General features: G+C 61.8%; 36 protein-coding genes. 30 read left to right on the forward strand and 6 right to left on the reverse strand.

Going from position 1 to position 25,982, the window contains the following annotated elements; translation table 11 throughout:
* Positions 1 to 65: 65 nt before the first annotated feature.
* Positions 66 to 284, forward strand: coding sequence for a hypothetical protein (locus QHG62_RS05430; protein WP_281149835.1), 219 nt, complete (start codon positions 66 to 68; stop codon positions 282 to 284).
* Between the two features lie 135 nt (positions 285 to 419).
* On the opposite strand, the gene QHG62_RS05435 is transcribed toward QHG62_RS05430, so the two are convergent.
* On the reverse strand, positions 420 to 566 hold the full coding sequence (locus QHG62_RS05435; RefSeq protein ID WP_281149836.1) for a hypothetical protein: 147 nt from the start codon (positions 564 to 566) through the stop codon (positions 420 to 422).
* 231 nt (positions 567 to 797) lie between these two features.
* Between QHG62_RS05435 and QHG62_RS05440 the strand changes: the two genes are divergently transcribed.
* The 19 genes from QHG62_RS05440 (at position 798) to QHG62_RS05530 (ending at position 17,513) form a co-directional block, all read left to right on the forward strand.
* Positions 798 to 1,166, forward strand: coding sequence for a hypothetical protein (locus QHG62_RS05440; protein WP_281149837.1), 369 nt, complete (start codon positions 798 to 800; stop codon positions 1,164 to 1,166).
* Complete coding sequence (locus QHG62_RS05445; RefSeq protein ID WP_281149838.1) at positions 1,147 to 2,442, forward strand: PBSX family phage terminase large subunit; 1,296 nt, start codon at positions 1,147 to 1,149, stop codon at positions 2,440 to 2,442. Before QHG62_RS05440 ends, QHG62_RS05445 begins: the two co-directional genes overlap by 20 nt.
* Before the next feature lie 10 nt (positions 2,443 to 2,452).
* Entirely contained in the window at positions 2,453 to 2,935 is a 483-nt protein-coding gene (locus QHG62_RS05450) for a hypothetical protein (protein WP_281149839.1), read from the forward strand.
* 11 nt (positions 2,936 to 2,946) lie between these two features.
* Positions 2,947 to 5,361 (forward strand): portal protein, encoded by a 2,415-nt coding sequence (locus QHG62_RS05455; protein ID WP_281149840.1) that lies wholly within the window; start codon positions 2,947 to 2,949, stop codon positions 5,359 to 5,361.
* A complete protein-coding gene (locus QHG62_RS05460) occupies positions 5,358 to 5,909 on the forward strand; it encodes a hypothetical protein (protein WP_281149841.1) in 552 nt (183 codons plus the stop codon). Before QHG62_RS05455 ends, QHG62_RS05460 begins: the two co-directional genes overlap by 4 nt.
* Positions 5,897 to 6,166: a hypothetical protein gene (locus tag QHG62_RS05465; protein WP_281149842.1), complete on the forward strand. Its 270-nt coding sequence runs from the start codon at positions 5,897 to 5,899 to the stop codon at positions 6,164 to 6,166. The genes QHG62_RS05460 and QHG62_RS05465 overlap by 13 nt, the downstream gene beginning before the upstream one ends.
* A gap of 95 nt (positions 6,167 to 6,261) precedes the next feature.
* Positions 6,262 to 7,251, forward strand: a complete 990-nt coding sequence (locus QHG62_RS05470) for a hypothetical protein (RefSeq protein ID WP_281149843.1) — start codon at positions 6,262 to 6,264, stop codon at positions 7,249 to 7,251.
* Positions 7,252 to 7,263: 12 nt separating this feature from the next.
* Positions 7,264 to 8,190, forward strand: coding sequence for a DUF5309 domain-containing protein (locus QHG62_RS05475; protein WP_281149844.1), 927 nt, complete (start codon positions 7,264 to 7,266; stop codon positions 8,188 to 8,190).
* 82 nt (positions 8,191 to 8,272) lie between these two features.
* On the forward strand, positions 8,273 to 8,560 hold the full coding sequence (locus QHG62_RS05480) for a hypothetical protein (RefSeq protein WP_281149845.1): 288 nt from the start codon (positions 8,273 to 8,275) through the stop codon (positions 8,558 to 8,560).
* Positions 8,561 to 8,563: 3 nt separating this feature from the next.
* A complete protein-coding gene (locus QHG62_RS05485) occupies positions 8,564 to 9,160 on the forward strand; it encodes a phage adaptor protein (protein WP_281149846.1) in 597 nt (198 codons plus the stop codon).
* A complete protein-coding gene (locus QHG62_RS05490; RefSeq protein ID WP_281149847.1) occupies positions 9,157 to 10,614 on the forward strand; it encodes a hypothetical protein in 1,458 nt (485 codons plus the stop codon). Before QHG62_RS05485 ends, QHG62_RS05490 begins: the two co-directional genes overlap by 4 nt.
* Complete coding sequence (locus QHG62_RS05495; protein ID WP_281149848.1) at positions 10,611 to 11,114, forward strand: gp53-like domain-containing protein; 504 nt, start codon at positions 10,611 to 10,613, stop codon at positions 11,112 to 11,114. The genes QHG62_RS05490 and QHG62_RS05495 overlap by 4 nt, the downstream gene beginning before the upstream one ends.
* An 8-nt stretch (positions 11,115 to 11,122) precedes the next feature.
* The gene (locus QHG62_RS05500; RefSeq protein ID WP_281149849.1) at positions 11,123 to 11,587 is read left to right on the forward strand and encodes a hypothetical protein; all 465 of its coding nucleotides are present in this window, start codon (positions 11,123 to 11,125) and stop codon (positions 11,585 to 11,587) included.
* A 1-nt stretch (position 11,588) separates the two neighbouring features.
* Positions 11,589 to 12,311, forward strand: coding sequence for a hypothetical protein (locus tag QHG62_RS05505; RefSeq protein WP_281149850.1), 723 nt, complete (start codon positions 11,589 to 11,591; stop codon positions 12,309 to 12,311).
* The gene (locus tag QHG62_RS05510; protein ID WP_281149851.1) at positions 12,304 to 12,657 is read left to right on the forward strand and encodes a hypothetical protein; all 354 of its coding nucleotides are present in this window, start codon (positions 12,304 to 12,306) and stop codon (positions 12,655 to 12,657) included. Before QHG62_RS05505 ends, QHG62_RS05510 begins: the two co-directional genes overlap by 8 nt.
* On the forward strand, positions 12,654 to 13,193 hold the full coding sequence (locus tag QHG62_RS05515) for an aspartyl/asparaginyl beta-hydroxylase domain-containing protein (RefSeq protein WP_281149852.1): 540 nt from the start codon (positions 12,654 to 12,656) through the stop codon (positions 13,191 to 13,193). The genes QHG62_RS05510 and QHG62_RS05515 overlap by 4 nt, the downstream gene beginning before the upstream one ends.
* Position 13,194: 1 nt before the next feature.
* Positions 13,195 to 13,965 (forward strand): hypothetical protein, encoded by a 771-nt coding sequence (locus QHG62_RS05520; protein WP_281149853.1) that lies wholly within the window; start codon positions 13,195 to 13,197, stop codon positions 13,963 to 13,965.
* A gap of 9 nt (positions 13,966 to 13,974) precedes the next feature.
* The gene (locus tag QHG62_RS05525) at positions 13,975 to 15,552 is read left to right on the forward strand and encodes a hypothetical protein (protein ID WP_281149854.1); all 1,578 of its coding nucleotides are present in this window, start codon (positions 13,975 to 13,977) and stop codon (positions 15,550 to 15,552) included.
* Positions 15,552 to 17,513, forward strand: a complete 1,962-nt coding sequence (locus tag QHG62_RS05530) for a hypothetical protein (protein ID WP_281149855.1) — start codon at positions 15,552 to 15,554, stop codon at positions 17,511 to 17,513. The genes QHG62_RS05525 and QHG62_RS05530 overlap by 1 nt, the downstream gene beginning before the upstream one ends.
* On the opposite strand, the gene QHG62_RS05535 is transcribed toward QHG62_RS05530, so the two are convergent.
* The gene (locus tag QHG62_RS05535) at positions 17,496 to 17,618 is read right to left on the reverse strand and encodes a hypothetical protein (RefSeq protein ID WP_281149856.1); all 123 of its coding nucleotides are present in this window, start codon (positions 17,616 to 17,618) and stop codon (positions 17,496 to 17,498) included. The genes QHG62_RS05530 and QHG62_RS05535 overlap by 18 nt on opposite strands.
* A gap of 97 nt (positions 17,619 to 17,715) precedes the next feature.
* Here QHG62_RS05535 and QHG62_RS05540 point away from each other — a divergent pair, with 97 nt between their 5' ends.
* From QHG62_RS05540 to QHG62_RS05560, 5 genes are all read left to right on the forward strand, one after another.
* Positions 17,716 to 18,480, forward strand: coding sequence for a phage tail protein (locus QHG62_RS05540; RefSeq protein WP_281149857.1), 765 nt, complete (start codon positions 17,716 to 17,718; stop codon positions 18,478 to 18,480).
* An 8-nt stretch (positions 18,481 to 18,488) separates the two neighbouring features.
* Entirely contained in the window at positions 18,489 to 18,842 is a 354-nt protein-coding gene (locus QHG62_RS05545; RefSeq protein WP_281149858.1) for a hypothetical protein, read from the forward strand.
* Positions 18,839 to 19,069, forward strand: a complete 231-nt coding sequence (locus tag QHG62_RS05550) for a hypothetical protein (protein ID WP_281149859.1) — start codon at positions 18,839 to 18,841, stop codon at positions 19,067 to 19,069. Before QHG62_RS05545 ends, QHG62_RS05550 begins: the two co-directional genes overlap by 4 nt.
* Entirely contained in the window at positions 19,066 to 19,602 is a 537-nt protein-coding gene (locus QHG62_RS05555) for a lysozyme (protein ID WP_281149860.1), read from the forward strand. The genes QHG62_RS05550 and QHG62_RS05555 overlap by 4 nt, the downstream gene beginning before the upstream one ends.
* A gap of 70 nt (positions 19,603 to 19,672) precedes the next feature.
* Positions 19,673 to 20,050: a hypothetical protein gene (locus tag QHG62_RS05560; RefSeq protein ID WP_281149861.1), complete on the forward strand. Its 378-nt coding sequence runs from the start codon at positions 19,673 to 19,675 to the stop codon at positions 20,048 to 20,050.
* Positions 20,051 to 20,161: 111 nt separating this feature from the next.
* Here QHG62_RS05560 and QHG62_RS05565 read toward each other — a convergent pair whose 3' ends face one another.
* From QHG62_RS05565 to QHG62_RS05580, 4 genes are all read right to left on the reverse strand, one after another.
* Positions 20,162 to 20,530 carry a thermonuclease family protein gene (locus tag QHG62_RS05565; RefSeq protein ID WP_281149862.1) on the reverse strand — a complete coding sequence of 123 codons (369 nt, stop codon included), beginning with the start codon at positions 20,528 to 20,530 and terminating at the stop codon, positions 20,162 to 20,164.
* Positions 20,531 to 20,599: 69 nt separating this feature from the next.
* Positions 20,600 to 22,558: a thiol-disulfide oxidoreductase DCC family protein gene (locus QHG62_RS05570; RefSeq protein WP_281149863.1), complete on the reverse strand. Its 1,959-nt coding sequence runs from the start codon at positions 22,556 to 22,558 to the stop codon at positions 20,600 to 20,602.
* A 222-nt stretch (positions 22,559 to 22,780) separates the two neighbouring features.
* The gene (locus QHG62_RS05575) at positions 22,781 to 23,077 is read right to left on the reverse strand and encodes a hypothetical protein (RefSeq protein WP_281149864.1); all 297 of its coding nucleotides are present in this window, start codon (positions 23,075 to 23,077) and stop codon (positions 22,781 to 22,783) included.
* 7 nt (positions 23,078 to 23,084) lie between these two features.
* Positions 23,085 to 23,321 carry a hypothetical protein gene (locus QHG62_RS05580; protein ID WP_281149865.1) on the reverse strand — a complete coding sequence of 79 codons (237 nt, stop codon included), beginning with the start codon at positions 23,319 to 23,321 and terminating at the stop codon, positions 23,085 to 23,087.
* Positions 23,322 to 23,377: 56 nt separating this feature from the next.
* Between QHG62_RS05580 and QHG62_RS05585 the strand changes: the two genes are divergently transcribed.
* The 5 genes from QHG62_RS05585 to QHG62_RS05605 all read left to right on the forward strand — a co-directional run bounded on the left by QHG62_RS05585 (position 23,378) and on the right by QHG62_RS05605 (position 25,962).
* Positions 23,378 to 23,560 (forward strand): hypothetical protein, encoded by a 183-nt coding sequence (locus QHG62_RS05585; RefSeq protein WP_281149866.1) that lies wholly within the window; start codon positions 23,378 to 23,380, stop codon positions 23,558 to 23,560.
* 31 nt (positions 23,561 to 23,591) lie between these two features.
* Complete coding sequence (locus QHG62_RS05590; RefSeq protein ID WP_281149867.1) at positions 23,592 to 24,329, forward strand: SOS response-associated peptidase; 738 nt, start codon at positions 23,592 to 23,594, stop codon at positions 24,327 to 24,329.
* A 66-nt stretch (positions 24,330 to 24,395) separates the two neighbouring features.
* Positions 24,396 to 24,962, forward strand: a complete 567-nt coding sequence (locus QHG62_RS05595) for a hypothetical protein (RefSeq protein ID WP_281149868.1) — start codon at positions 24,396 to 24,398, stop codon at positions 24,960 to 24,962.
* Positions 24,959 to 25,534 (forward strand): hypothetical protein, encoded by a 576-nt coding sequence (locus QHG62_RS05600; RefSeq protein WP_281149870.1) that lies wholly within the window; start codon positions 24,959 to 24,961, stop codon positions 25,532 to 25,534. Before QHG62_RS05595 ends, QHG62_RS05600 begins: the two co-directional genes overlap by 4 nt.
* Complete coding sequence (locus tag QHG62_RS05605) at positions 25,531 to 25,962, forward strand: YbjN domain-containing protein (RefSeq protein WP_281149871.1); 432 nt, start codon at positions 25,531 to 25,533, stop codon at positions 25,960 to 25,962. Before QHG62_RS05600 ends, QHG62_RS05605 begins: the two co-directional genes overlap by 4 nt.
* Positions 25,963 to 25,982: the final 20 nt, after the last annotated feature.

A 25,982-nucleotide genomic window follows, 5' to 3' on the forward strand; every position in this document is an offset into this window, starting at 1 on the left:
TCATGATGTTTGGTGATCCGACGCCAGATGTACGCACCCGCGGTTGTGCGCTCTAATCTGTGAACATGACCGCTCAAACGTTTGCTCAATGGTGCGCTGAACTGGCAGCTCTGGCAGGCACCAGTGAACTTCTCCAGCCGGCCGTTCTACGGTACTGCTACGAGTACGGGACCACGCCGCAACAACTGCTCGACAAGCTTCGGGATCAAGATGGAAGCGGCGAACTGATCGCCCAGATCAACGAGGTGATTCGGCAGATCGACGAGATGAGGCCGCCGCCCTAAGCCGTTCAGGATATTGGCCGTGAGAAGCGACACCCCTGAAGGGGGAACGAGATTTCGATAGCCGCCGCCACGCCCGACTGAATTTCTCCAGGGTTGCCACCAACCTTTAGCCCGCCCTCGAAAGACGGCGGGTTTTTATTTAGGCCTGAGAGCCGCAAGAGCAGCCCGAACCAGGGATGCTGCCATAGCGTTATCCCCATCTGCCAGCATGGAGAGAGCGGCTTCCAGCTTGCGGATCACGTCAGCAGGAGCCGGTGTAGCGGGTTCGACGGTTTCGATCATGTTGCGATTATCACGCTTTGTTACGACTCCGAGAAGCGCCAAACCTGAACGTTCTCAGCGACAGCACCAGCCCTGCGTGCAACGCGGTAGAGACGCCGCGCGGTTTTTCACCATTCGCACTCAGTGGGCGCAGGGCGCGAGTGCTGACCGCAGTTGCCCAGCGCCTTCGGCGTAAGTCGGATGGGCTGCAGCTTCGGACACGCCGTGAGGCACCCGAGGGGAGGACAAGCAATGTCTAAAGTAGACGGAACTAGAAGCGCTCCGCCGCGGAAGCGCGTGAAGACAGGCGGCAGGGCTCCTGGCACGCCCAACAAGGCGACAAAGGAGTTTCGGGACACCATCACCAAGGTTCTCGACGCGAACGCCGACAACGTGGGCAAATGGCTCTCGCTCGTGGCAGAGGGCCGACCAGCCAACACCGAAGCCGGTATCGCAGCTGAACCGGGCGACCCCGCTAAGGCACTCGACCTTCTGACGAAGCTTGCGGAATACGCCGCGCCGAAGCTCGCGCGCACAGAGCACACCGGCAAGAACGGCGGCCCGCTCGAAACCGTGACGCGCATCGAGCTGGTGGCTGGTAGTGGCGACAGCGAAGATTAGTCTCCCACCGAAGCTGGTTCCGGTCTTCACCGGCGAGGCTGACGTGCGAGGCGCGTTCGGCGGGCGCGGCTCGGCTAAAACCCGCTCGTTCGCCAAGATGACCGCGGTTCGCGCGTACATGTGGGCGATGGCTGGCCGTGAAGGCGTGATCCTCTGCGGTCGCCAGTTCATGAACAGCCTGGACGATTCCTCGATGGAGGAAATCAAGGCTGCGATCCGCTCCGAGCCGTGGCTTGATGCGTTCTTCGAGATCGGCGAGAAGTACATCCGCACCAAGTGCGGCCGGATCGCCTACAAGTTCATCGGCCTGGATCGGAACATTGATAGCGTCAAGTCGAAGGCGCGCGTACTGCTGTGCTGGGTCGATGAGGCCGAGCCGGTTCTAGAAGAGGCCTGGGCAAAGCTGATTCCCACGCTGCGAGAGGAAGACAGCGAACTCTGGGTGACGTGGAACCCCGAGCGCAACGGCAGCCCGACGCACAAGCGCTTCCGGCTGACCAAAGACCCGCGCACCAAGGTTGTGGAGATGAACTGGCGGGACAACCCCTGGTTCCCCAAGGTACTGGACCGTGTCCGCATCAAGGATCAAAACGAGCGGCCCGACAGCTATGCCCACATCTGGGAGGGCGGCTTCAAGACCATGATCGAAGGCGCTTACTACGCCGCTTCGATCACCAAGGCAAAAGCGGAGGGCCGCATCGGCCGCGTGGCTGCCGACCCGCTGATGACCATTCGCATCTTCTGCGACATCGGCGGCACTGGCGCGAAGGCCGACGCATTCACGATGTGGGCCGCTCAGTTCATCGCCAAGGAAATCCGGGTGCTGAACTACTACGAGACGCAAGGGCAGCCCCTGGCCGCGCATCTGACCTGGCTGCGCGAGTGCGGATACACGAAGGACAAGGCGCAGATCTGGCTGCCGCACGATGGCTCGACGCACGACAAGGTGTTTGACGTGTCGTATGAGAGTGCATTGCAGGACGCCGGCTACACGGTCACCGTGGTGCCGAACCAAGGCAAGGGCGCAGCAGCCGCACGCATCGAAGCGGGCCGGCGCCTGTTCCCGTCGATGTGGATCAACGAAGAGACGACCACGGCGGGCATTGCCGCCCTCGGCTGGTATCACGAGAAGCGCGACGAACACCGCAATGTCGGACTCGGCCCGGAACACGACTGGGCCAGTCACGGCGCAGATGCATTCGGCCTCATGTGCGTGGCCTACGAAGAACCGGTTGTGTACCAGCCGTTCAAGTACCCAGCGCTGAACAACGCCTGAAGGAGACGCCATGAGCAAACCCCTCTACTACCCGAAAGGATGGCGCGCAGGCCCGCAACGCATGACGGGGAAGTTCTATCACGATGAACGCCACGCCACCTATGTGGAGCGCAACGCGCGCGCGCTCGGGCCGGAGCTGATCGTCAACGGCAGCTTCAGCGATGGCACGGGCTGGACACTCAGCACGGGCTGGAGCATCACAGGTGGGCAACTTGTCGCGACGGCGGCGGCTGCAGACTCGGCGGCCTTTCCGACTGTGGGCGTCCTGACGGCGGGCAAGTCCTACGAGATCCGCATGGCGTGCACGTCGCTATCTGCGGGCGGCTGGAAGCTGCTCCTAGAAGGCGGACTCAACGCATATGGCGACATCACCACAGCCGGAACCTTCGTCGCGCGCGTGCCGGCGAACACCAGCGGCGCGATCTACATCTGGGCCAATTCGCCCCTTACGGCGACCTTCGACAACGTCTCTGTTCGAGAAATCTTCGGATGAGCGCCCCTGATATGACCACTACCAACAAGCGGATGACCGATGCCGACCTGAAGGCGCTTGTCGATGCCGAGGTGAGCCAAGCGCTCGGCCTCGACAGCAGCAAGCTCTCGGAACAGCGGCGTAAGGCCATGGCGTACTACTACGCCGAGCCCGAGGGCGACCTCGCGCCACCGGAAATCGTCGGCCGCTCGAAGGTCGTCTCACCGGACGTGCGCAACACCGTCGAATCGATGCTGCCGCAGCTCGTGGCCAAGTTCGTTGGCGGCGACAAGGTGGTGGAATTCGAACCCACGAAGCCGGACGACGAGAAGAAGGCCGACTCGGCGACCAAGTACCTGAACCACCTGTTCTTCAAGAAGAACAACGGCCACACCATCACCGTGGCCTGGGCGAAAGACGGCCTGCTTCAGAAGCGCGGCATTCTGAAATGCTGGTGGGACATGCGCAACGAAGAGAAGCGCGAAGAGTACGTTGGCATGACGAAGATCGAGCTTGCCAAGCTCATGGAAGATCCCGAGGTCGAAATCATCGACCACAAGGAATACGCAGACGAAGAAGACGCCAAGCAGCGCGCGCAGGCGGTCGAAGGGCTCCAGCAGCAGCTGATGCAAGCCATGCAGGCCGCGCAGCAGCAGGGCGCCCAAGGTCCGCAACCTGGTACGCCGCCGCAAGGCCCCGGCCAGCAGCCACCCGCCGCACCGATGGCCGCCACGCAGCCGCAGCAACCTCCGCGCCCGCCGCAGGGTGGCCCCGCCGCCGTGATGGAGATCCAGCAGCGCCTGGCGGTGATCGAAGCGCAGCCGCCCGCAATGCTCTATGACGTGGGTTGCAAGATCACGCGCAAGGGTGGCAAGCTGACCATCGAAGGCGTTCCGGGCGAAGAGTTCATCATTTCTCGAGGCGCGAAGACCATCTCGGAAGCCCGCCTTGTCGGCCACCGAGTGCAGCGCACGCTGTCGGAACTCAAGTCGATGGGGTACGCGAACACCGACCAGCTGACCGGCTTCGACTCCGAGGGCAACGACAACGCAGAACGCTTGGAGCGTGACAGTTTCGACGACACGGGCACCAACACTGCCGACGACACGCCGAACACCACGGACCGCTCGCAGATCAAGGTCTGGGTGAAGGAGTTGTACCTGCGCGTGGACTTCGACGGCGATGGCATTTCAGAGCTGCGCAAGATCGTGCGCTGCGGCGATCAGATCCTGGACAACGAAATCGTTGACGAAGCGCCGTTCGTGAGCTGGTGCCCGGTGCCGATGCCGCACAAGTTTTGGGGCCTGTCCGTCGCCGACCTGGCGATGCAAGGCCAGAAGACGAAGACCAGCATCGTCCGCGGCCAGCTGGACAACATGTATTTGCAGGTGAATGGCCGGTACTTCGGGGTGAAGGGCAAGGTCGATTTCAACAGCCTGCTCGACAGTCGCCCGGGCGGCGTGGTCATGATGGATGCGCCTGGCATGGCTGGTCGCCTTGACCAAGGCATGGGCGACCTCGGCGCCGCGGCGCAGATGATGGAGCAGGAAGAGCAAGCGCTCGAAAACTCCACTGGCTGGACCCGCTACAGCCAAGGCAACGACGCCAAGGGGCTGAACGACACCTACGGCGGCATGCAGATCATCACGAACAAGGCGGACATGCGTACCGACCTGATGGCCCGCAACCTGGCTGAGGGATTCGTTGACCTGTTCCGAATGATGCTCAAGCTGGTGTGCCAGAACCAGAAGAAGGCCGAGCTGATCCGCATTGCCGGTGAGTGGGTCGAAATGGACCCGCGCGAGTGGAAGAACCAGTTCGACACCGAAATCAATGTGGGCCTGGGCGTTGGCAACAAGGATCAGCAAGTGGGCCACCTGATGGCGCTGCGGCAGCTGCAAGTCACCGGCCTGCAAATGGGCACGTCCACGCCGGAGAAGATCTACGAGCTCGATACCGAGATCGCCAAGACGATGGGCTTCAAGTCGGGTGAGCGCTTCTTCAACGACCCGAAGAAGAATCCGCAGCAGCAGGGGCCGAACCCCATGCAGATGCAGATGCAAGTCGAACAGGCGAAGCTGCAGGCGCAGCAGGCCATCGAGATGCAGAAGCTTCAGGCACAGCAGCAGATCAAGTCCATGGAGCTGCAACAGCAGGCCAAGTTGGAGCAAGCGCGCATGGAGATGCAGGCCCGGGTGGACATCAACCGCCAGCAGGCCGAAGCGGAACAGCAAGCGCTGAAGGCGCAGCATCAGGCACAGCTCGATGCGATGCGCCTCCAGATGGAAGCCGATGCCCGCGCGCGCGACGACGCTTTTCAACGCTGGAAGGCGGAACTGGAAGCGGCAACACGCATAGAGGTGGCGAGCATCGGCAGCAAGGCCAAGATCGACAACGCGGCCACGCAGGCCGCAACCGGCGAAATCGCCGCAGAGGTCCGCCAATGAACCGCATCACGTCCTTTCTGTGGGCTGTCGTCACCTTCTTTACGCCTGCATGGGAGATCCGCGAGGAACAGGAGGGCGCCGAAAGCAGCTTCTGCATCTACCGGCGCTTGTTCGGCCGCGTCACGTTCGTTGAACGTTGGGCCACGCTGCGCACCGCTGGCGCGCGCCTGGCAGAGCTGCAGGGCAAGGTGCCCGCTGGCAACAGCGTTTCTGCCGACCGCATCGCGCGCGCAATGGCCGCAGATGTGTCTGAAGAGTCTGCGACATCGCCCGGCGCACGGGCGTACCGCGGCAACCGTGCCCGTGAAGTGCTCGAAAACGAGTCCTACGCCTGGGCATTCCATTCCCTCAAGACGGAGATCATCGAATCATGGCAAAACGCACCCGCACAGGACCCGCAGGGCCGGGAGACGCTCTGGCTGTCCCTGAAGCTGCTGGACAAGATCCAGTTCAACCTGCAAACCCGGCTGGAGTCGGGAAAGCTGGCGCAACTGGAGCTGGAGCACCGGGCGAAGCTGACGAAGGAGGAAGCGGCATGGCTGAGCTGACCGCAGGCCCCGAGAGCTTCGGCCTCGACCTGGTGGCGCCGAGCAACGAACCTCTGCCGACCACGCCCGAGGGCAAGGCCTGGGAGAAGGTTGAAGCCGAAATCATGCTGCTGAACGCACCCGATCACCAGATTGCCACCGTTTGGCATCCGGCAGCACGCGGCGAGATCGTGACCACCACGCACGGCAACGTTCGCGTGCTCGTGGGCGACAAAGCCGAGTACCAGCTGACCTCGGGCGACATCATCGCCCTCTAAATTCTGGTGGGAGGCGGCCCGCCTGATGGGAATTTCCCTTCACCCGCCAGCATCCGTCGCGAGACGCTGCGCCGCACAGTCGGCATGGAGTAATCATGGACATGGACACCCCCAACGCGGGACCCAACGAAGGCCTGAGCGTCAATCAGGCGGCAGAAGCCTTTTCCTCGCTTCTGGACGATGACCAACCGGCAGGCGCCGGGGATCACGTCGAACCCAAGAAGGAACCTGCAGCCGACGCTGCCGCGAACCCTGACGCCTCGGCCAATGCCGACGCGGCCGGCGAAGAGCAGCAGCAAGGCGCCGACGCCGGGCAGGGCGACCAAACGCAACCTGAGATGTTCACCGTCAAGATCGACGGCAAGGAGATCCAGGTGCCGCGCGAGGAAGTCATTGCGGGCTACCAGCGTCAGCAGGACGCGACGAAGAAGACCATGGCAGCCGCCGAAACCCGGAAGGCTGCAGAGTCGGAAATCACGCAGGCACGCGCTGAGCGACAGCAATACGCGGCCAACCTCGACCGCTTTCAGGTTCAACTGGAAACGGCACTGCAACAGCAGCAAGAAATCGACTGGCCCGCTCTTATTGATAGCGATCCGCAGGAAGCGATGCGGCAGAAGCACCTCATTGATCAGAGGCAAGCAACACTGCAGCAAGTCCGCGCCGAGCGCCACGCCATCGGCGAGCAGGCCGCAGCCGAGCAACATCAGCAGTTCGTCGAACACCTGAAGAGTCAGCGAGATGAAATCATCGCCAAGATTCCCGAGTGGAAAGATGAAGGCAAACGCAAGGCTGAGACGGCGGAGATCCGCGATTACCTCGTGAACAACGGGTACACGGCCGCCGAGATCGAGAACGTAGCGGACCACCGCGCCATCATGAATGTTCGCAAGGCAATGCTTTACGACAAGCTGATGAGCAGCGCTGACGCCGCGGCCAAGAAGGTAGCGAACACCCCCACGAAGGTGGTGCGCGCCGGCTCTGGTGACTCGGGATCGATCGACAAACGCACCGTAGCGTTCAACCACCTGGCCAAAAGTGGCTCGGTCAAGGCTGCCGCTTCGGTTCTCGAATCCATGCTTTAAGGAGCCTTCATCATGGCTGCACCCACCAATACGTACACCTCCACCTCGGCAGTGGGCAACCGCGAAGACCTCGCGGATGTCATCTACCGCATTGCCCCCACAGAAACCCCGCTGCTCAGCCTGGCCGAGCGCACGAAGGCGGAAAACACCCTGCACGAGTGGCAGACGCAAGCCCTGGCTGCGCCGGCCGACAACGCGCAGGCCGAAGGCGACGACGCCACGGCCGATGCTGCCGTGCCGACCGTCCGCCTCGGCAACCGCACGCAGATCTCTCGCAAGACGGCGCGCGTGTCGGGCACGCAAGATGCGGTCAACACCGCAGGCCGCAAGAAGGAGCTGGCCTACCAAGTCTCGCTGAAGTCCCTGGAGCTGAAGCGCGACATGGAATTTGCGATCACGCAGAACAACGTCGCCAGCACCACGCCACGCCGCACCCGCGGCATGGTGGGTTGGATGGACGCGGCGAACGTCAACGCCGGCGCGGGTTATGTGGCTCCCAACTACATCACCAACGTGGCGCAGACGGACGGCACCCTGCGTGCATTCACCGAAGCGCAGCTCAAGGACGTGGCGCAGAAGATCTACACCGCTGGCGGCAACCCGAACACCCTGATGCTCGGCCCGACGCAAAAACAGACCTTCTCCACGTTCCTGGGCAACAGCACGCGGTTCGACGAGGGCGAAGATAAGAAGGTCGTGGCCGCGACGGACATCTACGTGACCGACTTCGGCGCGCTCAAGGCAGTGCCGAACCGCATCCAGCGCCCGCGCGATGCGTTCCTCATCGAGAACGACAAGGTTGCCGTCGCCTACCTTCGTCCGCTGCAGAAGACCCCGCTGGCGAAAACCGGCGACTCCGAAGCCGTGATGATCCTGGCTGAATACGCTTTGGAAAACCGCGCACCGGGTGCGCACGGCGGCGTGCTCGACCTGAGCTAATCGAGGCGTTGATGGCAGGCCCGAGGTTTTACGCCTCGGGCCTTTTTCATTTCTCCCAACGTCGCGAGACGCCGGAGGTTCTATGCAAGAAATCGCTTCTCGAGTTGTCTTCCGCGATGAAGAAGCCTTCATCCAGCGCACGCAGGACTGCACGCCAGTCGCCGAGCGCGCGAAGGAGATGCAGCGCGCCGGCCTGCATGGCTCCAGCGAAGTAAAGCTCGCGGCTTCGATTCCCAACATCCTGATCGAACAGTATTGCCTGGACAACGACATCACCTATCGTGAGTGGTGCGTCGATCCCGCACACATTCGCCGGATGCTGGAAGACCCGGCCCTCGCGCACTTCCGCATCTGGCCGGGACGGATCTGAGCCATGGCGATCAACAGCTACGCCACGCTGCAGGCCGCCGTCGTCAACTGGATGAACCGCGGCGACATCGCGGCCGTGGTGCCCGATTTCATCGCCCTGGCCGAGTCTCGCATTGCCACGGATGTGCGCGTGCGCCGCATGCTGAAGGCAGCAACCCTCTCCACCGTGGCGGGGCTTGGCGTTGCGCTGCCCACGCGCTGGCTGGAGTTCAAGTCGCTGCACTACAACGGCCGCCCGCTCGAATTCATGACCCCGGATCAGCTCGCGGCCCGCTTCGGCGATCAGACCGGCGAGCCGTTCTATTACTCGATCTCCGGCGACACGCTCGTTTTCGGACCGGTCCCATCGGACGTGTTTTCGATCACGGCGCTCTACTACGAACAGCTTGAGCCGCTGGAAACCAGCGCAACGAACTGGCTTCTGACCTCGAAGCCCAACCTGTACCTGTACGCCGCACTCGGCGAGGCCAGTTTGTTCGTCAAGAAGCCCGACCACGCTGCGTCCTGGGCGAGCCTCTATGGCGGCATCGTCGATGCGATGCACACGGAGGACTCGAAGGCCACATATAGCGGTGCTCCGCTGGTGGTGCGTGCAGGATGAGCCCGATCATCGGTTTCGCGCCGGATTCGGACCCCACCGTCGTGGGCGTGCTGATGGAGTGCATCAACATCATCCCGTTCGAATCGGGGTTCATGGGTGCGCCGTCGCCTACGCCTGTACAGGCCGCTCCTTTGCCCGCCCCGTGCAGCGGTGCCGCGGTGGTAATGCGATTGGATGGCGGGCGCCGCATTTTTGCGACCACGCAGACCAAGATTTACGAGCTGGCCTCCACTGTCTGGACCGACCGCAGCAAGGCCGGTAGCTACGCGGGCTCACCGGACGCGCGTTGGAGCATCTGCCAATTCGGCGACACAACGCTGTTTTCCAACCTCTCGGACCCCATGCAGCTCTCGACGGCTGGCGTGTGCTCTGACGTTCCCACCGCGCCGAAGGCAAAAATCATTGTTAGCGCGTCTAACAACTTCGTGCTCGCCTTCAATACGAACGATGGCACATTCGGCGTGTCCTCAGACAGGTGGTGGTGCTGCGCGCAGAACAACCAGAACGACTGGGTGCCGAGCGTTGCGACCGGCGCAACTACGGGCCGCCTAGTTGCCAAGGAGGGGGCCATTCAGGCCGGATTGCCGCTCGGCGATTACGTCGTGGCCTACAAGAGCCGAGGTGTCTTCCTGGGCTCGTTCGTCGGGGCCTCCAATGGCGCCTGGCAGTGGACGTTGATTCCTGGCGGCGAATGCGGCGCAGTCGGCCCGGAAGCGGTGTGTGATGTCGGCGGCGTGCATTTCATCGTCGGCGAGGATGACTTTTGGCTCTTCGACGGGAGCCGACCGATAGCGCTGGGCGAAGGCGTCATCAGGGACTGGTTCCGCCGCAATTCGAGCCAGACCTTCCGCTACCGCACCAAATGCACCTACGACCGCCAGCGCAATTTGGTCTGGATCTCGTATGCATCTCCCGCATCCACAGGCGATTGCGACCGCACGCTGGCCTATCACCTCTCTACAAAAAAGTGGGGTTCGGCTGATCGAGTCATTCAAGCCGCGCTGAACTTCATATCGCCTGGCGTGACCATCGACGGCCTGAATGCATACGCGGCGTCCATCGACAGCCTGCCTGAAACGCCTTTCGACTCGCAATACTGGCTAGCCGGTGGCCGGCTCTACGCCTATTTCAACGCCAGTAACCAACTGGTGTCGAACAGCGGCGTCGCGGGGGCGTCGAGCTTCACCACTGGTGACCTCGGCGACGACGACATGGTGACCATGATCGACCGGTTCCGCACGCGGTTCTCGTTATCGCCAGCCACGGCTACGGCGACCGGGTTGTTGAAGATGAACGAGGGCGATCCTCTTGTTGTCGGCGCGATGTGCGCGATCAACGATGGCAAGTTCGATGTACGCCAATCGGCCCGCTTCCATCGCATCCGGGTAGACATGACAGGCGACCACAAAGAAACGGCCTTTGACGTGAAGGCCATTCAGGTGGGTGAGCGATGAAGCTGGAGCAGGAACCCCGGCTGCCTGGTCAAAGCAGCGCCATGCTGGAGTGGGCGCGTAGGGTCACATCCGCCGTGAACTCGGAGATCGACCTCGTGCGGACCTTGGCACCCCTGGCAAGTCCCGCCTTGACCGGCGCGCCGACCGCGCCGAACCCTGCTGCGGGGACGCGCGGCACTCGCATCGCCACGATGCAGATGTTCGCGGACGAGTTCACCGCGCTCAAATCAAGCATTGGATGGCAGAAGTTCCCTTCGGGCTACATCCTCCAGCAGGGCAGCTATGTATCCCTCACCTCGGGCGACGTGGGGGTTTCTTTCCCTGTGGCCTTCCCTAGCGCCGTGTGCTCTGTCGTGACGAGCTATGCAGGTGGTGGTGCGGCTGGTCCGTACATCGCGACCGTTGGAGCCTATGCAGTCACTGGATTCAATGCTTCGCTGTTCAATGTCGCAGGCACGCGCGTAGCTGGGTCGTGTAACTGGTTCGCAGTCGGCTTCTAGGAGCTCGCATGCAGATGTACTACAGCGCGATTACAGGCGGCTTTTACTGCGACGAGCTGCACAGCGACAACATGCCGGCTGACGCAAAGCAGATCAGCGACGAGGTCTATGCGGCGTGCGCAGGCCGCCATGTGGCAGCAGACGGCGGTGGCATGCCCTTGGTCGTTCCCCCCGAACCGCCGACGTTCGAGCAGCGCGCCGCAGCGTTGCTGGCTGAGGTGGATAAGCACCTCAATACTGCCGCCCGTGCAAAAGGTTACGACAGCATCGTGACCGCGGCGCTTCGCGCGGCGTTGCCGCAGAGCCCTTTCCATGCCGAAGGCATCGCGTTCGGAACGTGGATGGATGCCGTCTATGCCAAGTGCTACGAGGTACTGGCGCTGGTCACTTCCGGCGTGATGGCCGAACCCGATTGGCCGCAGCTGCGCGCGCAACTGCCGACCCTGAATCTTCCCGCATCGAAAGGAGCCTGACATGGCAGACACATCCAACCTCGGCATGGGAGGCAACCCCTTCCTCGGCCAAAACAACCCGTACCTGCAGCAGAACATCGATGCGGCCTCGGCCGACATGGTGAAGAACTACAACCTCGGCGCAGTGCCCGCGACGAACGCCGCGCTTGTGCGCAGCGGCTCCTTCGGCAACTCCGGCCTGCAGGAGATGCAAGCGCGGGACGCCGACATGCTGCAGAAGAACCTGGGCAACCTGTCGAACACGGCCCGCTTCAACGACTACAGCCAGCGGCAGGGCATGTACCAGTGGCAAAAGGGTTTCGATGAGAACACCCGGCAGTTCGATCTCGGCTTTGACCGCGCAACCTACAACGATGCGTTCGGCCAGAACCAGCAGAACCTGCAAACCGGCTTGGGCCTCCTGGGCATGCTCAACGGCCTCAACACGCAAGACATCGGGAATTCGACCAACTACCAGAACACCCCGCTCAACTACCTCACGCACTTCTCCAACATGGCGGGCGCGATGGGCCGCGGCGGGCAGACCTCCACCGTCACGGGCAGCGGCGGCGGCGCCGACCCGATCACTTCGGCCCTGGGCGGTGCGCAGATCGGCAGCAGCCTCTGGAACCGCTACAACGGCGGCGGCAACACCTACCAGAGCATCAACCAGAGCGCCCAGAACAACGGCTACGGCAACACCTTCCAGCAAAACGGCAGCTCGGGGAATGTGTCCTATGGTTGATCTCGGCATCGCTCATCACTTCGGTGGCGGCGTCTACGCGAAAGAAGCGCACGTTGCGGCCGGCCAGATCCTTGTGCAGCACATGCACGAGCACGCCCACCTCTCGATCTTGGCCGCGGGAACGGTCGAAGTGCTGGTGGACGGCATGCGCTCGGTCGTCGCCGGCCCTGCCTGCCTGACCATCGAAGCGGGTAAGCATCACGGCATTCGCGCGCTGACCGATGCGGTGTGGTTCTGCATTCATGCCACCGCCTGCACCGACCCCTCACAAGTCGATGAGGTGCTGATCGCACCTGACAGCCGGATGCCGGCCATGATGGCCATCGCAGCGGAGTTGGCAGCTTGAGCCCGATCAAACTTCTGTGGCGCGGCCTGAACGTAAAGCCGCTGCGTCAGGCGCTCGACAAGAACGCGCAGCTGTGGGACCAACGCACCGAGCGCACAGCCTCCGAGGATTCGCCGCACCACGGCCTCTCGGACATCTGGGCTCGCTTCGCGGACCCGGCCACGATGCAAGCGGACGGATCGCATGACAGCGTCTGGTACGCGCCGGCCGATGTGCTGCCTGTGCGCGACATCGTGTTTCCGCTGATGGCCGCAGTGCGCGGTGAGCGCCTCGGCGGTGTGCTCATCACGCGCATTCGACCTGGCCAGACCTGCAAGCCGCACACGGACCCGGGCTGGCACGCGCGCTACTACGACAAATATGCGGTGCAGATCGCCGCGGCACCCGGGCAGGCATTCCACTTCGAGAGCGAAAAGCTCGTGACCGTGCCCGGGGACATCTACTGGTTCGATAACTCGCGCACCCATTGGGTGACGAACGAGAGCGACACCGACCGAATCACCATGATCGTCTGTATCAAGACGGAAAGGAACTGATATGCCATGGGGTGCAGCAATCGGAGCCATCGGCGGGATCATTTCTGCCGACAAGCAAAGCGGCGGCGGAGGCGGCGGGAGCCAGCAAAGCTCAAGCGAGCCGTGGATGATGGCGCAGCCCTGGATGCTGCAGAACATCATGCAGGGTCAGAACCTGCAGAACCAGTACACCGCGAAGCCGTTCAGCGCTCAGCAGGACGCGGCCTATGACAACTCCTATGCGCTGAACGACTACGTTCGCGAACTGGTGCCCGGCTTGCTCGGCCAACTCGGCGGACAGCAAGTCGGTTTCGACAAGACGAAGCCCAACGCACGCCCTGACGCCTGGAACTGGTCTGGCTTGCTATCCGACAACGCACCCGACCTCGGGCAGCAGTCGGTACGCAATGCACGCCCAGCCACGGCGCCTGCAGAGGCACCCGCCAAGCAGGGGGGAGGCGACTTCCTGCAACAGGAGGACGTGCTCAACGGCGCGAACATGTCTAGCTTCGATGGGCAAACCATGCTCGGCGGCGGGGGCTACGGCTCCTTCCGCTACGGGATGGACGTGAAGCCCGGCACCAAGGAATACCGCGACATGAGCGAGTACTTCGCCATGGGCGGTTTGGATCCAAACGACCAGTACGGCCGCGGCGCGCAGTACAAGAACCCGAAGGCCCACCCGCTGGCCCATCTGTGGACTTCCGGCGTCGGCGGCACCCCGGCCGGTGGCGGCATCGGTGACACGGGGGCCAACGCTGCGGCCTCGGCCTCCGGCAATACGGCCTGGTAAGGAGCAAACATGTCCGGACTCTTTGACCTTCTCGACAGCGACGATGCCCGGCTTGGCATTCAATTGCTCGCAGCCGGTGGCTACACGCCGCAGCGCATGGGCACCGGCCAGCGCATTGCGGGAGCCTTGCAGGGCGTGCAAGCGCAGCGCGACGGCGACATGCGCCGCCAGCTGCTGAAGTCGCAGATTGACGAAAACTCTTCGCAGGCCAAGCTGCGTGAGGCTCAGTTAGCCAAGCAGGCGCAAATTCTTGGACTCACTTCGAATCTGCTTGGCGACTCGGGCGCCGTTGCCACGAACATGGGCGGCGGCTCCAACGTTGCGACAGGCGATCCGAGTGCGTCACAGGGTAGCGGTGCGCCGGGGCTTCGCGGTGTTCCCATCGAGCGCATCGCCGCGCTCAAGGCAGCAGGGGGACCCGACCTCATCGAGGCCTGGAAAACGGTGAACGTGCCTACGTCGCTGCCGGCCGGTGGCTATGCCTTCACGCCTGGCCGGGCACCCACGTACATGGCCGATCCATCGAAGGGGTTGGGCATCGGGCCCAATGGTGTTTTCGTGCTGCCTGGCGCAGCGCAGGCGCAGGCAGATCTTGCCCGTGGCACCGAGCGCGCGAAGTCGGAAGAACAAGCGCGCTTCCAAGAGGCATCCCCGACCTACAACCCGGACGGAACGAAGTCGGTGCGCTCGCGCCTGGATCAATACGGCGGGGGGAATATGCAACAAACGCCCTCGAACTACACGGTGCGCGGCGGCAGCGAGGCCCCCTACAACATGTCCGGGCGTACTGGCGAACAGATCGCCGTAATGCAGGATGAGCTGAAACGCACTGACCTTTCCGAAGGCGACCGCGCCGGCATTCAGCGGGAGATTCAGCGCCTCGGCGGGGCGACACCGTCCGGCGCCAACATCGTGGAGCTTTCCCCGGCCCATCAAGCCACGAATGCGGCCAAGAAGACGTTGCAGGATCAGATCGCAAAGGGCGCCGCGGATACCGTCACCAGCAGCCAAGCCGGTGCACAGAGCGCACTAGGCACGCTCCAGAACGTGGAGCTGATGCGCAAGGGCCTGGGCAGCGCGATCATGGGACCTGGCGCGAATGCCCGCATCTCGCTGGCTCGCGTTGGACAGGTGCTCGGCGTGAGCGGGCGCGATGCGGCGGAACAGCTTGCGAACACCCGAACCCTGATGCAGGGGCTTTCGCGACAAGAGCTGTCGGCGGCCGGCCAAATGAAAGGGCAGGGTCAAATCACTGAGAGCGAGCGGGCGATTCTGCGCAAGGCCGAAGCCGGCGACATCTCGGAGCTATCCGGGGTCGAATTGCAAACGCTGATCGGCATTCTTGATCGCTCCGCGCGTCATCGCCTGGACTCGCACGATTCCCTGATGGCTCGCGTGAATGCTGGCGAGGACCCGGGACAGCTCATGACGGTGAAGCGGCCGGTTGACACTGAACAGCCAAAGGCACCAAAGCTGCTGCCAAGCCTCCCGACTGCCAACGCCTCGAACAAGGGCCAGCGCATCCGCGATACCACCACCGGCAAGATCCTGATGTCGAACGGTGTCCAATGGAAGGAGCAACCGTAATGGCCTACGAAGTCCTCGAAGACGAGCCGGGCGGCCGTTACGAAGTCCTGCCTGCCGAATCGCGCGGCACGGGCTCGGCTGTGATGGATGCGGCCAATGCAGTAGGGACTGGTTTCTGGCGTGGCGCAACGCGGCTGGCCGGACTCCCCGCTGACACCATGGCCAACGTGTTGGATCTGGGCCGGGCGGTCGTCGGCGTACCGGTCACCGCGGCAACCGGGAAAACGCCGGATTGGCTCATCCCCCCGGATCGTCGCACGGTGGTGGGCACGGGCGACTACTTGATCGACAAGGCACGCAACGCGAAGGCCGGCCGCGTCATGCTTGACCCCGCAAACCCGGACTACGAAGGCGGCTACACCCAAGCGGCCGGGGGCGCGCTCACTGGCGTGATTGCCCCCGTGTCGTGGACTCAAGCCGCGAACCAAGCGGGTCTGTCACTCATGGGCGTACTCGGCGGAAAAGCGGCCTACGATGCCACGGGCAACCCGGCGCTCGCCATCACGGCTGGCCTGGCGCCCACAGCGCTGCAGCAAGTCGCGACAGGTGCCGTGCAGCGGGCCGTTCGTGGTGGCGAACAAGGCCGCCGCGACATGGTGCAGCGGGTGCAGGATCTGAAGAATGCGGGCGTCGAAAGTCCCACGCTGGGGCTGGCGAGCGGCAACAAGCTGATTGGCGGCATTGAAAACCTTCTGCAGAACACCCCCGGCGCAATTGGCATCATGGGCCGCGCCCGCGATGGCGCAGTGCAGGGGCTTCAAGAAAAGAGCCAGCAGGCGGCCGAGCTGGCATCGCGAAACCGCGGCGCCTTGGAATCTGGCGTAGCGATTCAGCGCGGTGTTCGCGGCTTCGCTGACGACTTCAAGGCTCGGCAGGAGGCTCTATACAACCGGCTCGACCGGACCATTCCGCCCCAATCGCCGGTGGATGTGTCGCGCACCAAGGCAACTCTTACCGAACTGAACGCAGACATTCCGAATGCGCCGGCGCTCTCGAAGCAGTTCCGCAATGCCCGAATCCAAGGCATTGAGGACGCCATCGACAGCGACATTGCCGGCGCTCGCGGCAGCGGTGTGATGGGCGCCGGAGCGACGAACAGCTTGCCGTTCGAAGCCGTGAAGAAGACTCGCACTCTCGTGGGCGGCGAGATCGCAGACAACACCATCATGAGCGATGTGCCGCGCAGCAAGTGGAACCCCTTGTACGGCGCGCTGACCGCGGATATGAAGGCCGTAGCAAACGCCGCTGGCCCTGATGCAACGCGCGCGTTCAATCGTGCGAACGATCACACGCGAGCCGGTGTTAAGCGGCTGGAACTGATCGCTCCGTTTTCAGAGGGGCGCACGCAATCGCCAGAGCAGGCCTTCACAGCGTTGACTCGGACGACAAAAGAGAACACCTCCACGCTGCAAGCGATCAAGAAATCGCTACCGGAAGAAGCTCGGGGCACAGTCGCCGGGACGGTCATCGAACGATTGGGCAAGGCTCGCAATGGTGTGCAGAACGACACAGGGACCGCCTGGAGTCCGGAGACATTCCTGACGAACTGGAATGCGATGTCACCGAGCGCGCGCGCTGAACTGTTCTCGGGTTTCAAGAACTCCGGTCAGGCGCGTGATGCGGTTGAGAGTGTCGCGCGGGCCACTAGCATGATGCGCGAGAACTCGAAGATGTGGGCGAACCCCTCGGGGACTGCCGCAAACGCGGCGGCGCGGGGCATCCTTGCCTCTGTACCTGCTGCTGGTGCTGCTGCAATGGGCGGCCTGATCAATCCATGGGTGCCTGCGGGCGCGGCGCTGGGGCTCGGTATCACCAACGGCACGGCGCGCTGGCTTACGTCGCCTGGTGCGGTGGAGTGGGCTGCCTCACGCGGACGATTGCCGCCTTCGATGGCGGCTTCTCAGGGCGCCGCACTGACTGGCGGGGGTTTGATGGGCCTTCTATCAGACCCCGGCCAGTAGACCGTAGACAAACATCAAGACGGCGGCGACACCGCCGACCCCCAACGCGACGAGCCACATCGCCGAGAAGCCGTTGCGGCTGAACTGATCCGGTCGTTCTTCCATCTGGGTCCTTTCCAGTTGAGCTTCGATTGTAGGCAGCACCCCTTTTCACCACCAGCAAACCCGCTTCGGCGGGTTTTCTCGTTCTTGGAGCATCCCCATGGCAGTCACAACCACTCTCGCCGCCTGCAACACGAATCCTGCATTGAACGGGCCAGACGGTTCGGACTTGCCAGCTACCCTTGACGACGCGATCCGCTATGCCTTGAGCTTCATCGCTCAACTTCGCGATGGCGCCGGCATGCCGGTGGGCGCCATCGTTCCGTTTTCTGGCGCCACAGCTGGGCTCGGCTACGTCATCGGCAACGGTTCGCTGCTCTCGCGCACCACCTACGCGGCTCTGTTCGCCTACGCCAGCGCCGCGGGATTGGTAAGCGAAGCCGCATGGACCGCAGGCAGCTTTGGCTCCTACTCGGTGGGCGATGGTTCCACCACATTCCGCGTGCCGGATTTCCGCGGCATGTTTCTAAGGGGCCTTGATCAGTCGCGCGGCGTTGACCCGGGACGCGTTTTGGGCAGCTATCAACTCGCATCAAACGCACCTCACGTGCACGGCGTTGCGGACCCAACGCACGTGCATCCCGACCCGGGCCATGCGCACCAGGGTTCGACGCTCGCGGCCGGGGACCACGCACACGGATACACCGGATCCACTCCATCGGGCGCTGGCGCTTTCTCGGGTGGCACCACCGTATACGCGCAGATCGGTGCCGCGACCGGCGTCGCCGGTTCGCATGCGCACACGATTCAAACGGACGTGCGCGGCACTGGGCTGCTCGCCACCGCCACCAACATTTCGATCCAGTCGCAGGGCATCGAGGGGCGTCCCAGCAATCTGGCCTACCCCTTCTGTATCAAGTACTGAGGCCCACCATGTACGTCTTCAACTATCACTCAGAAACAGGCGCATACCTCGGCGGCTCGCCAGCCGAATACGACCAGCTCGAACCCGGCCGCGTGCTGGTGCCAGCATGGTCCACTTCGAAGCCGCCGCCGCGCGGCTATGACAGCGCGAAGCAATGGCCGCACTTCCTGCCCGCTGCCAACAAGTGGGAACTGCGAATGCTCCCCGAGCCGCCCGAAGAACCCGAACCGCCCGCACCAGTGGAGGCGATCAAAGGCGACCCCATTGAAGCGATGAAAGCCACGCTGCAGGCCCATCTCGACGCCGCGCAGCGCATGGCCGACCAGATTGCAAAGGCCGCGGGCCTGGAGGTGAACGAATGAAGCAGGAGTTGAAAGACATCGCGGTTGAGCTGGCGGTCCGCACCGCGCCTGCTGGCGGAATCGCTTGGTACTCGCAGATTAGCTGGACCGGCTTTCTGACTGGCGTGCTGGTAGTGCTTCAAATCATGTATCTCGTGCGCAAGTGGTGGCGCGAAGAGACGGAGTGGGGCCAGCGGCTGAAGCGCTGGGCGAATGGTGATTTCACCAAGCCAGGAGGCTTGACGTGAATCCCGTTCTACGCAACCGATTAATCGCTGCTGGGTCAGCTGGCACCCTCGCAATCGCCGCTGTGCTGCAGGCCTGGTACGAGGGTGAAGGCCCGACCGTGAAGCAGCCAAGCGGTGCGGTGATCTCCCTGCCGTACCAAGACACGGGCGGGATCTGGACCGTGTGCAGGGGCGTGACGGGCGCCGAGGTCATCCCGACGAAGCGCTACACCGAAGCGGAGTGCCGCGCGCTGGAGGCTAAGCACCTCGCTGTGGCGGAGCGTGCTGCACGTAGCTACGTCCGCAACTTCGACCGGCTCAACAAGTGGCAGCAGGCCGCGCTGATTGACTGGTTCTACAACCTCGGCGCCAACCGCAACACCATCAATTCAACCTTGGTTGCGAAGTTCAACAGGGGCGACATCGAGGGTGGATGCGATGAGCTTTCGCGCTGGGTCAAAGGCCGAGTCAAGGGCGAACTCGTGACGCTGAACGGCCTGGTTGATCGCCGCGGCACTGGCGAAGAGCTGTGTCTGCATTGGGGCTCGAAGTGAGGTGCATCGCATGTGGCAAGGAGGGGCACCGCTCCGCCGATTGCCCGCATGAAATCTGGAGGCTTCGGCTATGTCTCTCTCCGCAAAACTCGTTGCCCTCGGCTTGATCGTCCTCGCCTTGGTGGCGGGGTTCTGGAAGCTCTGGCACACGGCCGACCGTGGCGGCTATGAGCGCTCGCAAGCCGAGTACCAAGCCCGCGCAGAGCTGCAGCGTGAGACGAACCGGGGCCGCGCTCGCGTGGCCGAGGAAAAACACGCGGCGCAGACGGTCCACCGGGACCGCTTCATCACCAAAACCGTCAAGGAGATACGCGATGTTCCATCGGATGGCACTGGCTGCCTTGTTGCCCCTCGCGTTGTGCGCCTGCTCAACGATGCCGCAGCGTGCGCCCGCGAAGATCGACCAGGCACCTGTGGCGTTCACGAGCCCGTGTCCAACGCCCGATGACCTGATAGAGCCTGCTCCACAGAAAGAGCTGGAGGCGTGGGCCGCGCTTTGGATCGGCGCCTACGGGTGCGAGAGATCGAAGCGCATGGGGCTGATCGACTCCTGGCCCCGTTAGTGGCTCGAAGCTGTCCGCTGTTCCTTACGCCACTCCCACGGCGTCGTCGCACGCTCGTCGCCCCATAGGCCTAAGCCCTTGCCGTGCGCCTGGGTCTGGGCAAGCTCGTACTGCTCACGCTCCTGGAGCGTCTGCTCACGCGAGTAGGCTTGATACCACCAAGCCATGCCAAGCGAGACCTCGGTGCGATCGGCGGCCACCATCATGCCAGGTGTGCCCTCGGCGACCTCGACCGGCACGCCCATCTGGATGCTGCATCGATGTTCGGTCCGTCGAAGCGGCAACGTGAGCCCGCGAAGATCGATCCTGTAGCGTTCACGAGCTCGTGCCCGGCGACCGATGACCTGGCGGAGCCAGCGCAGCATAAGGATTTGGAGGCTCAACAGCGGGAGATATTCGCATCGCCGACCCCTTCGTAGCGTGCCCCAGCCGTGCTACTTCTTCCGCCAGGTGATGAACTTCCCTTCCGGACCGAACTGGGCGGTACACGTGAGGCGCGGATCGTCGATCACGAAATAGGGCGCCTGCTCGAAGTTAAATCGCGGCTTGGGCTGCACGAAATAGTCAACTCTGTAGTGATCCACCGGCTCCTCGTCCCGGACACGGTTCCATCCGATAACTTCTTGGATCAGCTCGGTGTCCGCGGGGTCGAAGCAGATGCTCGACCGAAAGTTGGCGACTCGCCGCCAGCGAATCGAGTTCCCGAAGTAGACACGGTCGGATTCATGCCATTCCAGGCGCTCGCCATCCAAGCCGTTGAATGGCAGCAGCGTTTCGGATCCATCGGGCGCAACTGCGCGAATGAGAAACCAGTGCTCATTCATCATCAGATCTTGCTGATTGAAGACGTTGATCTGCGCGATGCTGAAAACGTGCGACATCTGCGACAGAAACACTGGCGGCGGCGCGGACCCGAACAGAGGAAGGGTCGCGAAAAAGATGACGGCTAAGCTGGCATGAATGGTCAGGAACGCGGCGAACAGCGATCTGGGCAGGCGCTTGCGCCGACCGTGCAGCAGCAGGTTCGCACTCATGGACGTCCTGCTGTACTCCGGAGCGCGTTCGCAGACGCCGAACCAGCGCACGCGCCGGTCGGCGATCAAGCGATAGATGAAGGGTCCGATGGCCAGGAGCCGCCCAAGCAGAAATACCGCGAACGCCGGCCAAAGCAACAGCAGCCGCTTGCTGATCTCCATGTAGAAGTCGTAGCCGCGCCAAGTGCGTCCAGTCCTTGGATCGTGCCCGTACAAGTCCTTGAGAGCTTCAGACGTGCTCAGTCCGATGCGCGCAATCAGTTCGGCGTTGTGGGACAACGGCCTCAACGTGACGACATGGAAGATGTCCATACGTCGCAGGAACCGCACCGTGCGATCACAAAGATTGCAGCGATCGTCATAGAGGACGTCCAGGGAAGCGCGCCCGCCGACATTCAGTGCGGTCCGGTTCCAGAACAGGATCGCGAGCAACAGGAACTCGTAGTAGCCGAGCCAGCCGAGCTGGAGCACGAACGTGGAAACCAGGAAGAACAAGAAGGCCCATCCGATGGCAAACCATCGGAAAACGCCGCCGATGATCACAAAGAGACCGAACCCGAAGTACCAGACGAGCATTGTCATCATGGAGAGACGCGCCAGACTGATGGCGATCGGGGAACTTGCGAGTACCTCCCTGAAGAGTTCATAGTGCTCGTTGAAATACGAGCTCGACAGGACAAACAAGCCAACGTCGCCGCTGAGCCAGAAAGACTCCCTCATGTGCAGGGAGCCTGAGTAGAGGCAAAGCAGGCCGTACGAGACCAGGCAGGCAGCCTTGGTGAGGACGGCGCGCAGGAGCGTCGGCGCACCAAAGATTCCATAGACGGCGCGAAGCAATGAGGCGCCGGGAAGACCTCGATGAATGACGAGTCTGTCGATCGAGAGGCTCGTTCCAGCGGGCAGGAAGGTGAAGACCAACAGCAACATGGACAGCACATCGGAACCGAGCGTGTAGGTTCGCATGATCGTGTCGAGGACCACTGCGTTCAGGAACAACAAGGCCGCACCTGCAAGCGGCGTCGCAATTCCGAGCGTGAACATCGTGGCCAGGAGCAAGGTGACGGCACAGGCGAACTTCACCGAAAGCGGGTCAGGGCCGTGGAAGATGAAGGCGCCAGAGTGCAGCGTCCTGTGCAGCAGAATCAAGCCCGTAAGGATGCGCAGTAGATCGACTCGAACGAGATCCCGAGCCAGCGGAACCCGAAACAGCTTCTGGCGAAGCAGAAACCCGGCGACCCATCGCGCCCAGTGCTCAAGTCGTTCAGTCCCGAATTTCCAGAACAGCGCCGCGCCGAAGAGCAACAACAGAAATGCAGCTGCAGCCGGGAAGAAGTAAGACCAACCGTAAATGCTCAACATGGGATCGCCTAGAACGCAAGCCGGACGGAGGAGGCGGAGCCGCATCGTGTATTTCCGACACTGAACAACCTCGTCGGGTCGCTGCGGAAATTGTATCGGGCAGGGCTATTGACCGGACTGGCAATCGCTTGCTGGGCTCTGAATCCTCTGAAGCGATTGCTTTTCAGTAGTAGGCCGACGCCGGGATCGTTTTCAGAGGGGTTCCACGCGAAGCGGCACGGCTCACTCTCGCGGAGGGCCACCAATCTCGCAGTACCAGACCTGGTAGCACCATCGCCCGTTCACCTGCTCAGTCCCAGCGAAGCTGATGGTGTCCAATGCGCAGGCGACGACCTCGGGGCGCCAGAGGATGCCTAATGGCGGTGGCACATCGTCGGGGCGCGCCTCCCAAAGGCCGAGTTGCATCCTTCCTTCAATGGGGCGCAGTGTCAGCATCCCGCACAGCCACGGCTGATCAACGAACTCCCGCTTGCTCAGTCGGGTGCCGCCGCGGTATCGGGGTTTCATCTTCACGCGCATGACGATCTCACTCGCCGGATCGCGGTTTCGGCAGCAGCGCCGGAAACCCGTGCATCACCGCACGGATGTGATCGCCCGCGTTGCGGTCCCAGTCGCCGTACTGGTCGCCGATCCTCGCGCACTTGCCGGACACCATGTCGGCGAACGCCAGCAGGGTCGGACGCAACGGCTCACCCTCTGCAAGCTCGCCCGCTCGTCGCGCCATCTCGGCAAGTTCTTCTTCAATGGGAGGCTCGGGCGTCACGGGTCTTAGTACCTTTGTACTGTACAAATATACAGTATTTTGGTGATAATGGACCCATGGAAAACGTGCCCGCAACCCTCTGGATTGCCGCCTGCGCGCACCGGTTGCAGCAGCAGTGGCATACCGTCGATCCGCTTGAGCTGGAGGATGTCGCGCGCGACCTGTGGCGCGACGAGCGCCTCCGAGCGATGGCGCCTGACGAAGCGGCGGTGGACTGGCTGAGGCCAATCACTGAGTGACATATCCCTTTCGAGACTCAAGAATTGCGCGATGTGTACTCGCTATATCAGCCCGGAGCAACGTGAGATTGAAGCGTTCTGGAGGATTGATCGAAGGACCAATAGGCGCAAGGACTGGCAGGACCTGCTGACGGTCTTTCCGCTGTCGCTAGCCAGGTTCATCCGGCGTGCCGACGAGGTGGAATACGCGCGCGAGCTCGTGGTGGGTCAGTGGGGAATGATCCCGCCCTGGTCGAAGACGAATGTGCCGACTACCGCACGCGGCACGCGCCTCAGCACCGTCAACGCGCGCTCGGAGGGCGTGGAGAAATCCCCGACCTATAAGGATGCGTGGGCTCGCGGCAAGCGCTGCATCATCCCGGCCGCAAGCTTCGACGAGCCGAACTGGGAAACGGGCAAAAACGTCTGGTGGCGCTTTCGGCGGGCCGATAGTGCGCCGTGGGGCCTGGCCGGACTCTGGAATACCTGGATCGACAAGGAAACTGGCGAGATCTGGGACAACTACACCATGCTGACGCTGAACGCAGACGGGCACCCGCTGATGAGCCGCATGCACAAGCCCGATCCGAAGCTGCCGCCCGATCAGCAGGACAAGCGCAGTGTCATCCCTCTTGAGGCGCACGACTTCGACCGCTGGCTGACCTGCACCGTTGAGGAAGCGAAAGAGATGCTGAAGGTGCCGGCCGTTGAGTTGTTCGATGCCGCTCCGGCGCCGCTAACCGAGGCGAGAGACACCGCTGAGCCTCAAGTCTTTCAAGCGAGAAGGTGAGGACGCCTCAATCTTCGTAAAAGCGGTTCTTTGGGCTTCTTCCGAACTGAACTACAGTGCAACCTTTTGTTGCTGCAGATTTTGCGCATGGCGTCCGCACCTCCTAACCAACCTCATCACTCACCTGCGCTAACTGTGCCAAAGTCCGCAGAAGAAGAAGGCCGTATCAAGCATGAGTACAGGCTTTGGCTTACTTGGGCGGTTTTTGTCCCGGTTCTGGTCCCCGTGGGACTGTGGCTCTGGTCCTGGCACAAAAATGTCGGTGACGCGTTTGAGGTGAACTTTGGGGGAGCAGACTTCCTGGTCGTCGCGGCCATGATGTTTATTGTGGTTTTGCAAGACATTGAAAAGCTGCCGGCCGCCATCAAATATCAGGAACTGAGTTGGGCGAGCATCGTTTTTTTTGTGGGAAGCGTTGTTTTGTGGGTGGCTTATTTTCTCTGCAAAATGGATTCTTTTCAAATTGCTGATCGCTTAAATAGCAAGGAAAATCCCTTAACATATGCTGAGGCGCAAGAGCTACACACGTCGCTATTCTGGTATGGTCTGATGTCGATAGCGGTCGTGTTTCTTGTTTCGGTATTCTCGATTTTTATTCGGGATAAAGTGAAAAATATACAGTTGAAGATATGAATAAGTTGTTCTTTCTTCAGACAGTCACGCTGTTAATTTCATTGGCGGCCGCTTACGTGTGCGTTCTTGCTATAAAAGAGCGTCGAAAATTAATCCGTCAAGAAAAATTGGTTCGTGAAGAGCTTAGGTCGGGGGAGAATAAAACAGAGGCGATCCGATGGGCGTGGACAACGGGTGCGGCTTTTCAAGTAGCGCCCGAAGCCGCGCGTCAAGCGAACTCGCAAGCGGTTGAGAACGCGCGGCAATCGGCACAATATTTTTCTGTGGCGCAAGACATTCTTTACGTGCCGGATTCTGCGGCTTTCGCCGCCACCGACGCATCAAACGTCGAAAGATTTACTCTGCCGGATTTGGAGGGATTCAGAGTTGAAGTCAGTCCGTTGATTTCTGCCGGTAGAAACCTTCCCTTATTGGAACATCTCGAAATAGATCGAGATGATATTGTTGGGCTAATGGGTGAGTTTTTGATCAATCCAACTGTCGCAAATGATTTGGATTATCCTTCTCGAATTCGCCAATCAAAAAGTTCAGACGACATGAAGAATTTTATGCGTTCATTGGAAGCCGCATGATCAGAGAAGAAGATGAAGGCACTTGGGCGTCATTCATTCGTCGTGAGTTGACCTCTCGAAAATACATATTCTCCGAACCGCACGAGCGCGTGATAGTCCTTCCCTTTAAAGGGGATGAAATCACATATGACTTGAATGTGCTGGTTGGCGCGGAGGAAGTCAACGAGGATGGCTTTGTTGTTTTTGTAATTGTCTTCCCATTCATTTTTTCGCAAGAAAAGCATGCTCGTGTTCTGAGTGCAATGAATGAGTGGAATATAGCGTTGCCCCAAGGCGCTTACGAACTGAAGCTGCCTCAAAATGTTGTTAGATTTAAGTATGGCCGGAGACTCAAGCCCGGGCTTCATTTCGATGAAGTGATGGAGGATCTAACGGCTATCGTTGATCTTTCTCAACATCATGTTAGTGACCTAATCGCCTTGCTTTAGCAACTCGATGCTAGGTGAAC

Origin of the sequence: Variovorax paradoxus (genome assembly GCF_029919115.1) — a bacterium.
In the GTDB taxonomy this organism is placed as follows: domain Bacteria; phylum Pseudomonadota; class Gammaproteobacteria; order Burkholderiales; family Burkholderiaceae_C; genus Variovorax; species Variovorax paradoxus_O.

What these genes read in the sequence shown, in the direction of transcription:
- QHG62_RS05440 (WP_281149837.1), top strand. Translation starts at nt 798, where the DNA reads ATGTCTAAAGTAGACGGAACTAGAAGCGCTCCGCCGCGGAAGCGCGTG.
- QHG62_RS05450 (WP_281149839.1), top strand. Translation starts at nt 2,453, where the DNA reads ATGAGCAAACCCCTCTACTACCCGAAAGGATGGCGCGCAGGCCCGCAA.
- QHG62_RS05545 (WP_281149858.1), top strand. Translation starts at nt 18,489, where the DNA reads ATGTACGTCTTCAACTATCACTCAGAAACAGGCGCATACCTCGGCGGC.
- QHG62_RS05525 (WP_281149854.1), top strand. Translation starts at nt 13,975, where the DNA reads ATGTCCGGACTCTTTGACCTTCTCGACAGCGACGATGCCCGGCTTGGC.
- QHG62_RS05430 (WP_281149835.1), top strand. Translation starts at nt 66, where the DNA reads ATGACCGCTCAAACGTTTGCTCAATGGTGCGCTGAACTGGCAGCTCTG.
- QHG62_RS05470 (WP_281149843.1), top strand. Translation starts at nt 6,262, where the DNA reads ATGGACATGGACACCCCCAACGCGGGACCCAACGAAGGCCTGAGCGTC.
- QHG62_RS05500 (WP_281149849.1), top strand. Translation starts at nt 11,123, where the DNA reads ATGCAGATGTACTACAGCGCGATTACAGGCGGCTTTTACTGCGACGAG.
- QHG62_RS05435 (WP_281149836.1), bottom strand. Translation starts at nt 566, where the DNA reads ATGATCGAAACCGTCGAACCCGCTACACCGGCTCCTGCTGACGTGATC.
- QHG62_RS05460 (WP_281149841.1), top strand. Translation starts at nt 5,358, where the DNA reads ATGAACCGCATCACGTCCTTTCTGTGGGCTGTCGTCACCTTCTTTACG.
- QHG62_RS05520 (WP_281149853.1), top strand. Translation starts at nt 13,195, where the DNA reads ATGCCATGGGGTGCAGCAATCGGAGCCATCGGCGGGATCATTTCTGCC.
- QHG62_RS05465 (WP_281149842.1), top strand. Translation starts at nt 5,897, where the DNA reads ATGGCTGAGCTGACCGCAGGCCCCGAGAGCTTCGGCCTCGACCTGGTG.
- QHG62_RS05475 (WP_281149844.1), top strand. Translation starts at nt 7,264, where the DNA reads ATGGCTGCACCCACCAATACGTACACCTCCACCTCGGCAGTGGGCAAC.
- QHG62_RS05605 (WP_281149871.1), top strand. Translation starts at nt 25,531, where the DNA reads ATGATCAGAGAAGAAGATGAAGGCACTTGGGCGTCATTCATTCGTCGT.
- QHG62_RS05560 (WP_281149861.1), top strand. Translation starts at nt 19,673, where the DNA reads ATGTCTCTCTCCGCAAAACTCGTTGCCCTCGGCTTGATCGTCCTCGCC.
- QHG62_RS05510 (WP_281149851.1), top strand. Translation starts at nt 12,304, where the DNA reads ATGGTTGATCTCGGCATCGCTCATCACTTCGGTGGCGGCGTCTACGCG.
- QHG62_RS05590 (WP_281149867.1), top strand. Translation starts at nt 23,592, where the DNA reads ATGTGTACTCGCTATATCAGCCCGGAGCAACGTGAGATTGAAGCGTTC.
- QHG62_RS05455 (WP_281149840.1), top strand. Translation starts at nt 2,947, where the DNA reads ATGACCACTACCAACAAGCGGATGACCGATGCCGACCTGAAGGCGCTT.
- QHG62_RS05490 (WP_281149847.1), top strand. Translation starts at nt 9,157, where the DNA reads ATGAGCCCGATCATCGGTTTCGCGCCGGATTCGGACCCCACCGTCGTG.
- QHG62_RS05600 (WP_281149870.1), top strand. Translation starts at nt 24,959, where the DNA reads ATGAATAAGTTGTTCTTTCTTCAGACAGTCACGCTGTTAATTTCATTG.
- QHG62_RS05485 (WP_281149846.1), top strand. Translation starts at nt 8,564, where the DNA reads ATGGCGATCAACAGCTACGCCACGCTGCAGGCCGCCGTCGTCAACTGG.
- QHG62_RS05550 (WP_281149859.1), top strand. Translation starts at nt 18,839, where the DNA reads ATGAAGCAGGAGTTGAAAGACATCGCGGTTGAGCTGGCGGTCCGCACC.
- QHG62_RS05540 (WP_281149857.1), top strand. Translation starts at nt 17,716, where the DNA reads ATGGCAGTCACAACCACTCTCGCCGCCTGCAACACGAATCCTGCATTG.
- QHG62_RS05570 (WP_281149863.1), bottom strand. Translation starts at nt 22,558, where the DNA reads ATGTTGAGCATTTACGGTTGGTCTTACTTCTTCCCGGCTGCAGCTGCA.
- QHG62_RS05480 (WP_281149845.1), top strand. Translation starts at nt 8,273, where the DNA reads ATGCAAGAAATCGCTTCTCGAGTTGTCTTCCGCGATGAAGAAGCCTTC.
- QHG62_RS05575 (WP_281149864.1), bottom strand. Translation starts at nt 23,077, where the DNA reads ATGCGCGTGAAGATGAAACCCCGATACCGCGGCGGCACCCGACTGAGC.
- QHG62_RS05585 (WP_281149866.1), top strand. Translation starts at nt 23,378, where the DNA reads ATGGAAAACGTGCCCGCAACCCTCTGGATTGCCGCCTGCGCGCACCGG.
- QHG62_RS05535 (WP_281149856.1), bottom strand. Translation starts at nt 17,618, where the DNA reads ATGGAAGAACGACCGGATCAGTTCAGCCGCAACGGCTTCTCGGCGATG.
- QHG62_RS05530 (WP_281149855.1), top strand. Translation starts at nt 15,552, where the DNA reads ATGGCCTACGAAGTCCTCGAAGACGAGCCGGGCGGCCGTTACGAAGTC.
- QHG62_RS05505 (WP_281149850.1), top strand. Translation starts at nt 11,589, where the DNA reads ATGGCAGACACATCCAACCTCGGCATGGGAGGCAACCCCTTCCTCGGC.
- QHG62_RS05565 (WP_281149862.1), bottom strand. Translation starts at nt 20,530, where the DNA reads ATGCTGCGCTGGCTCCGCCAGGTCATCGGTCGCCGGGCACGAGCTCGT.
- QHG62_RS05495 (WP_281149848.1), top strand. Translation starts at nt 10,611, where the DNA reads ATGAAGCTGGAGCAGGAACCCCGGCTGCCTGGTCAAAGCAGCGCCATG.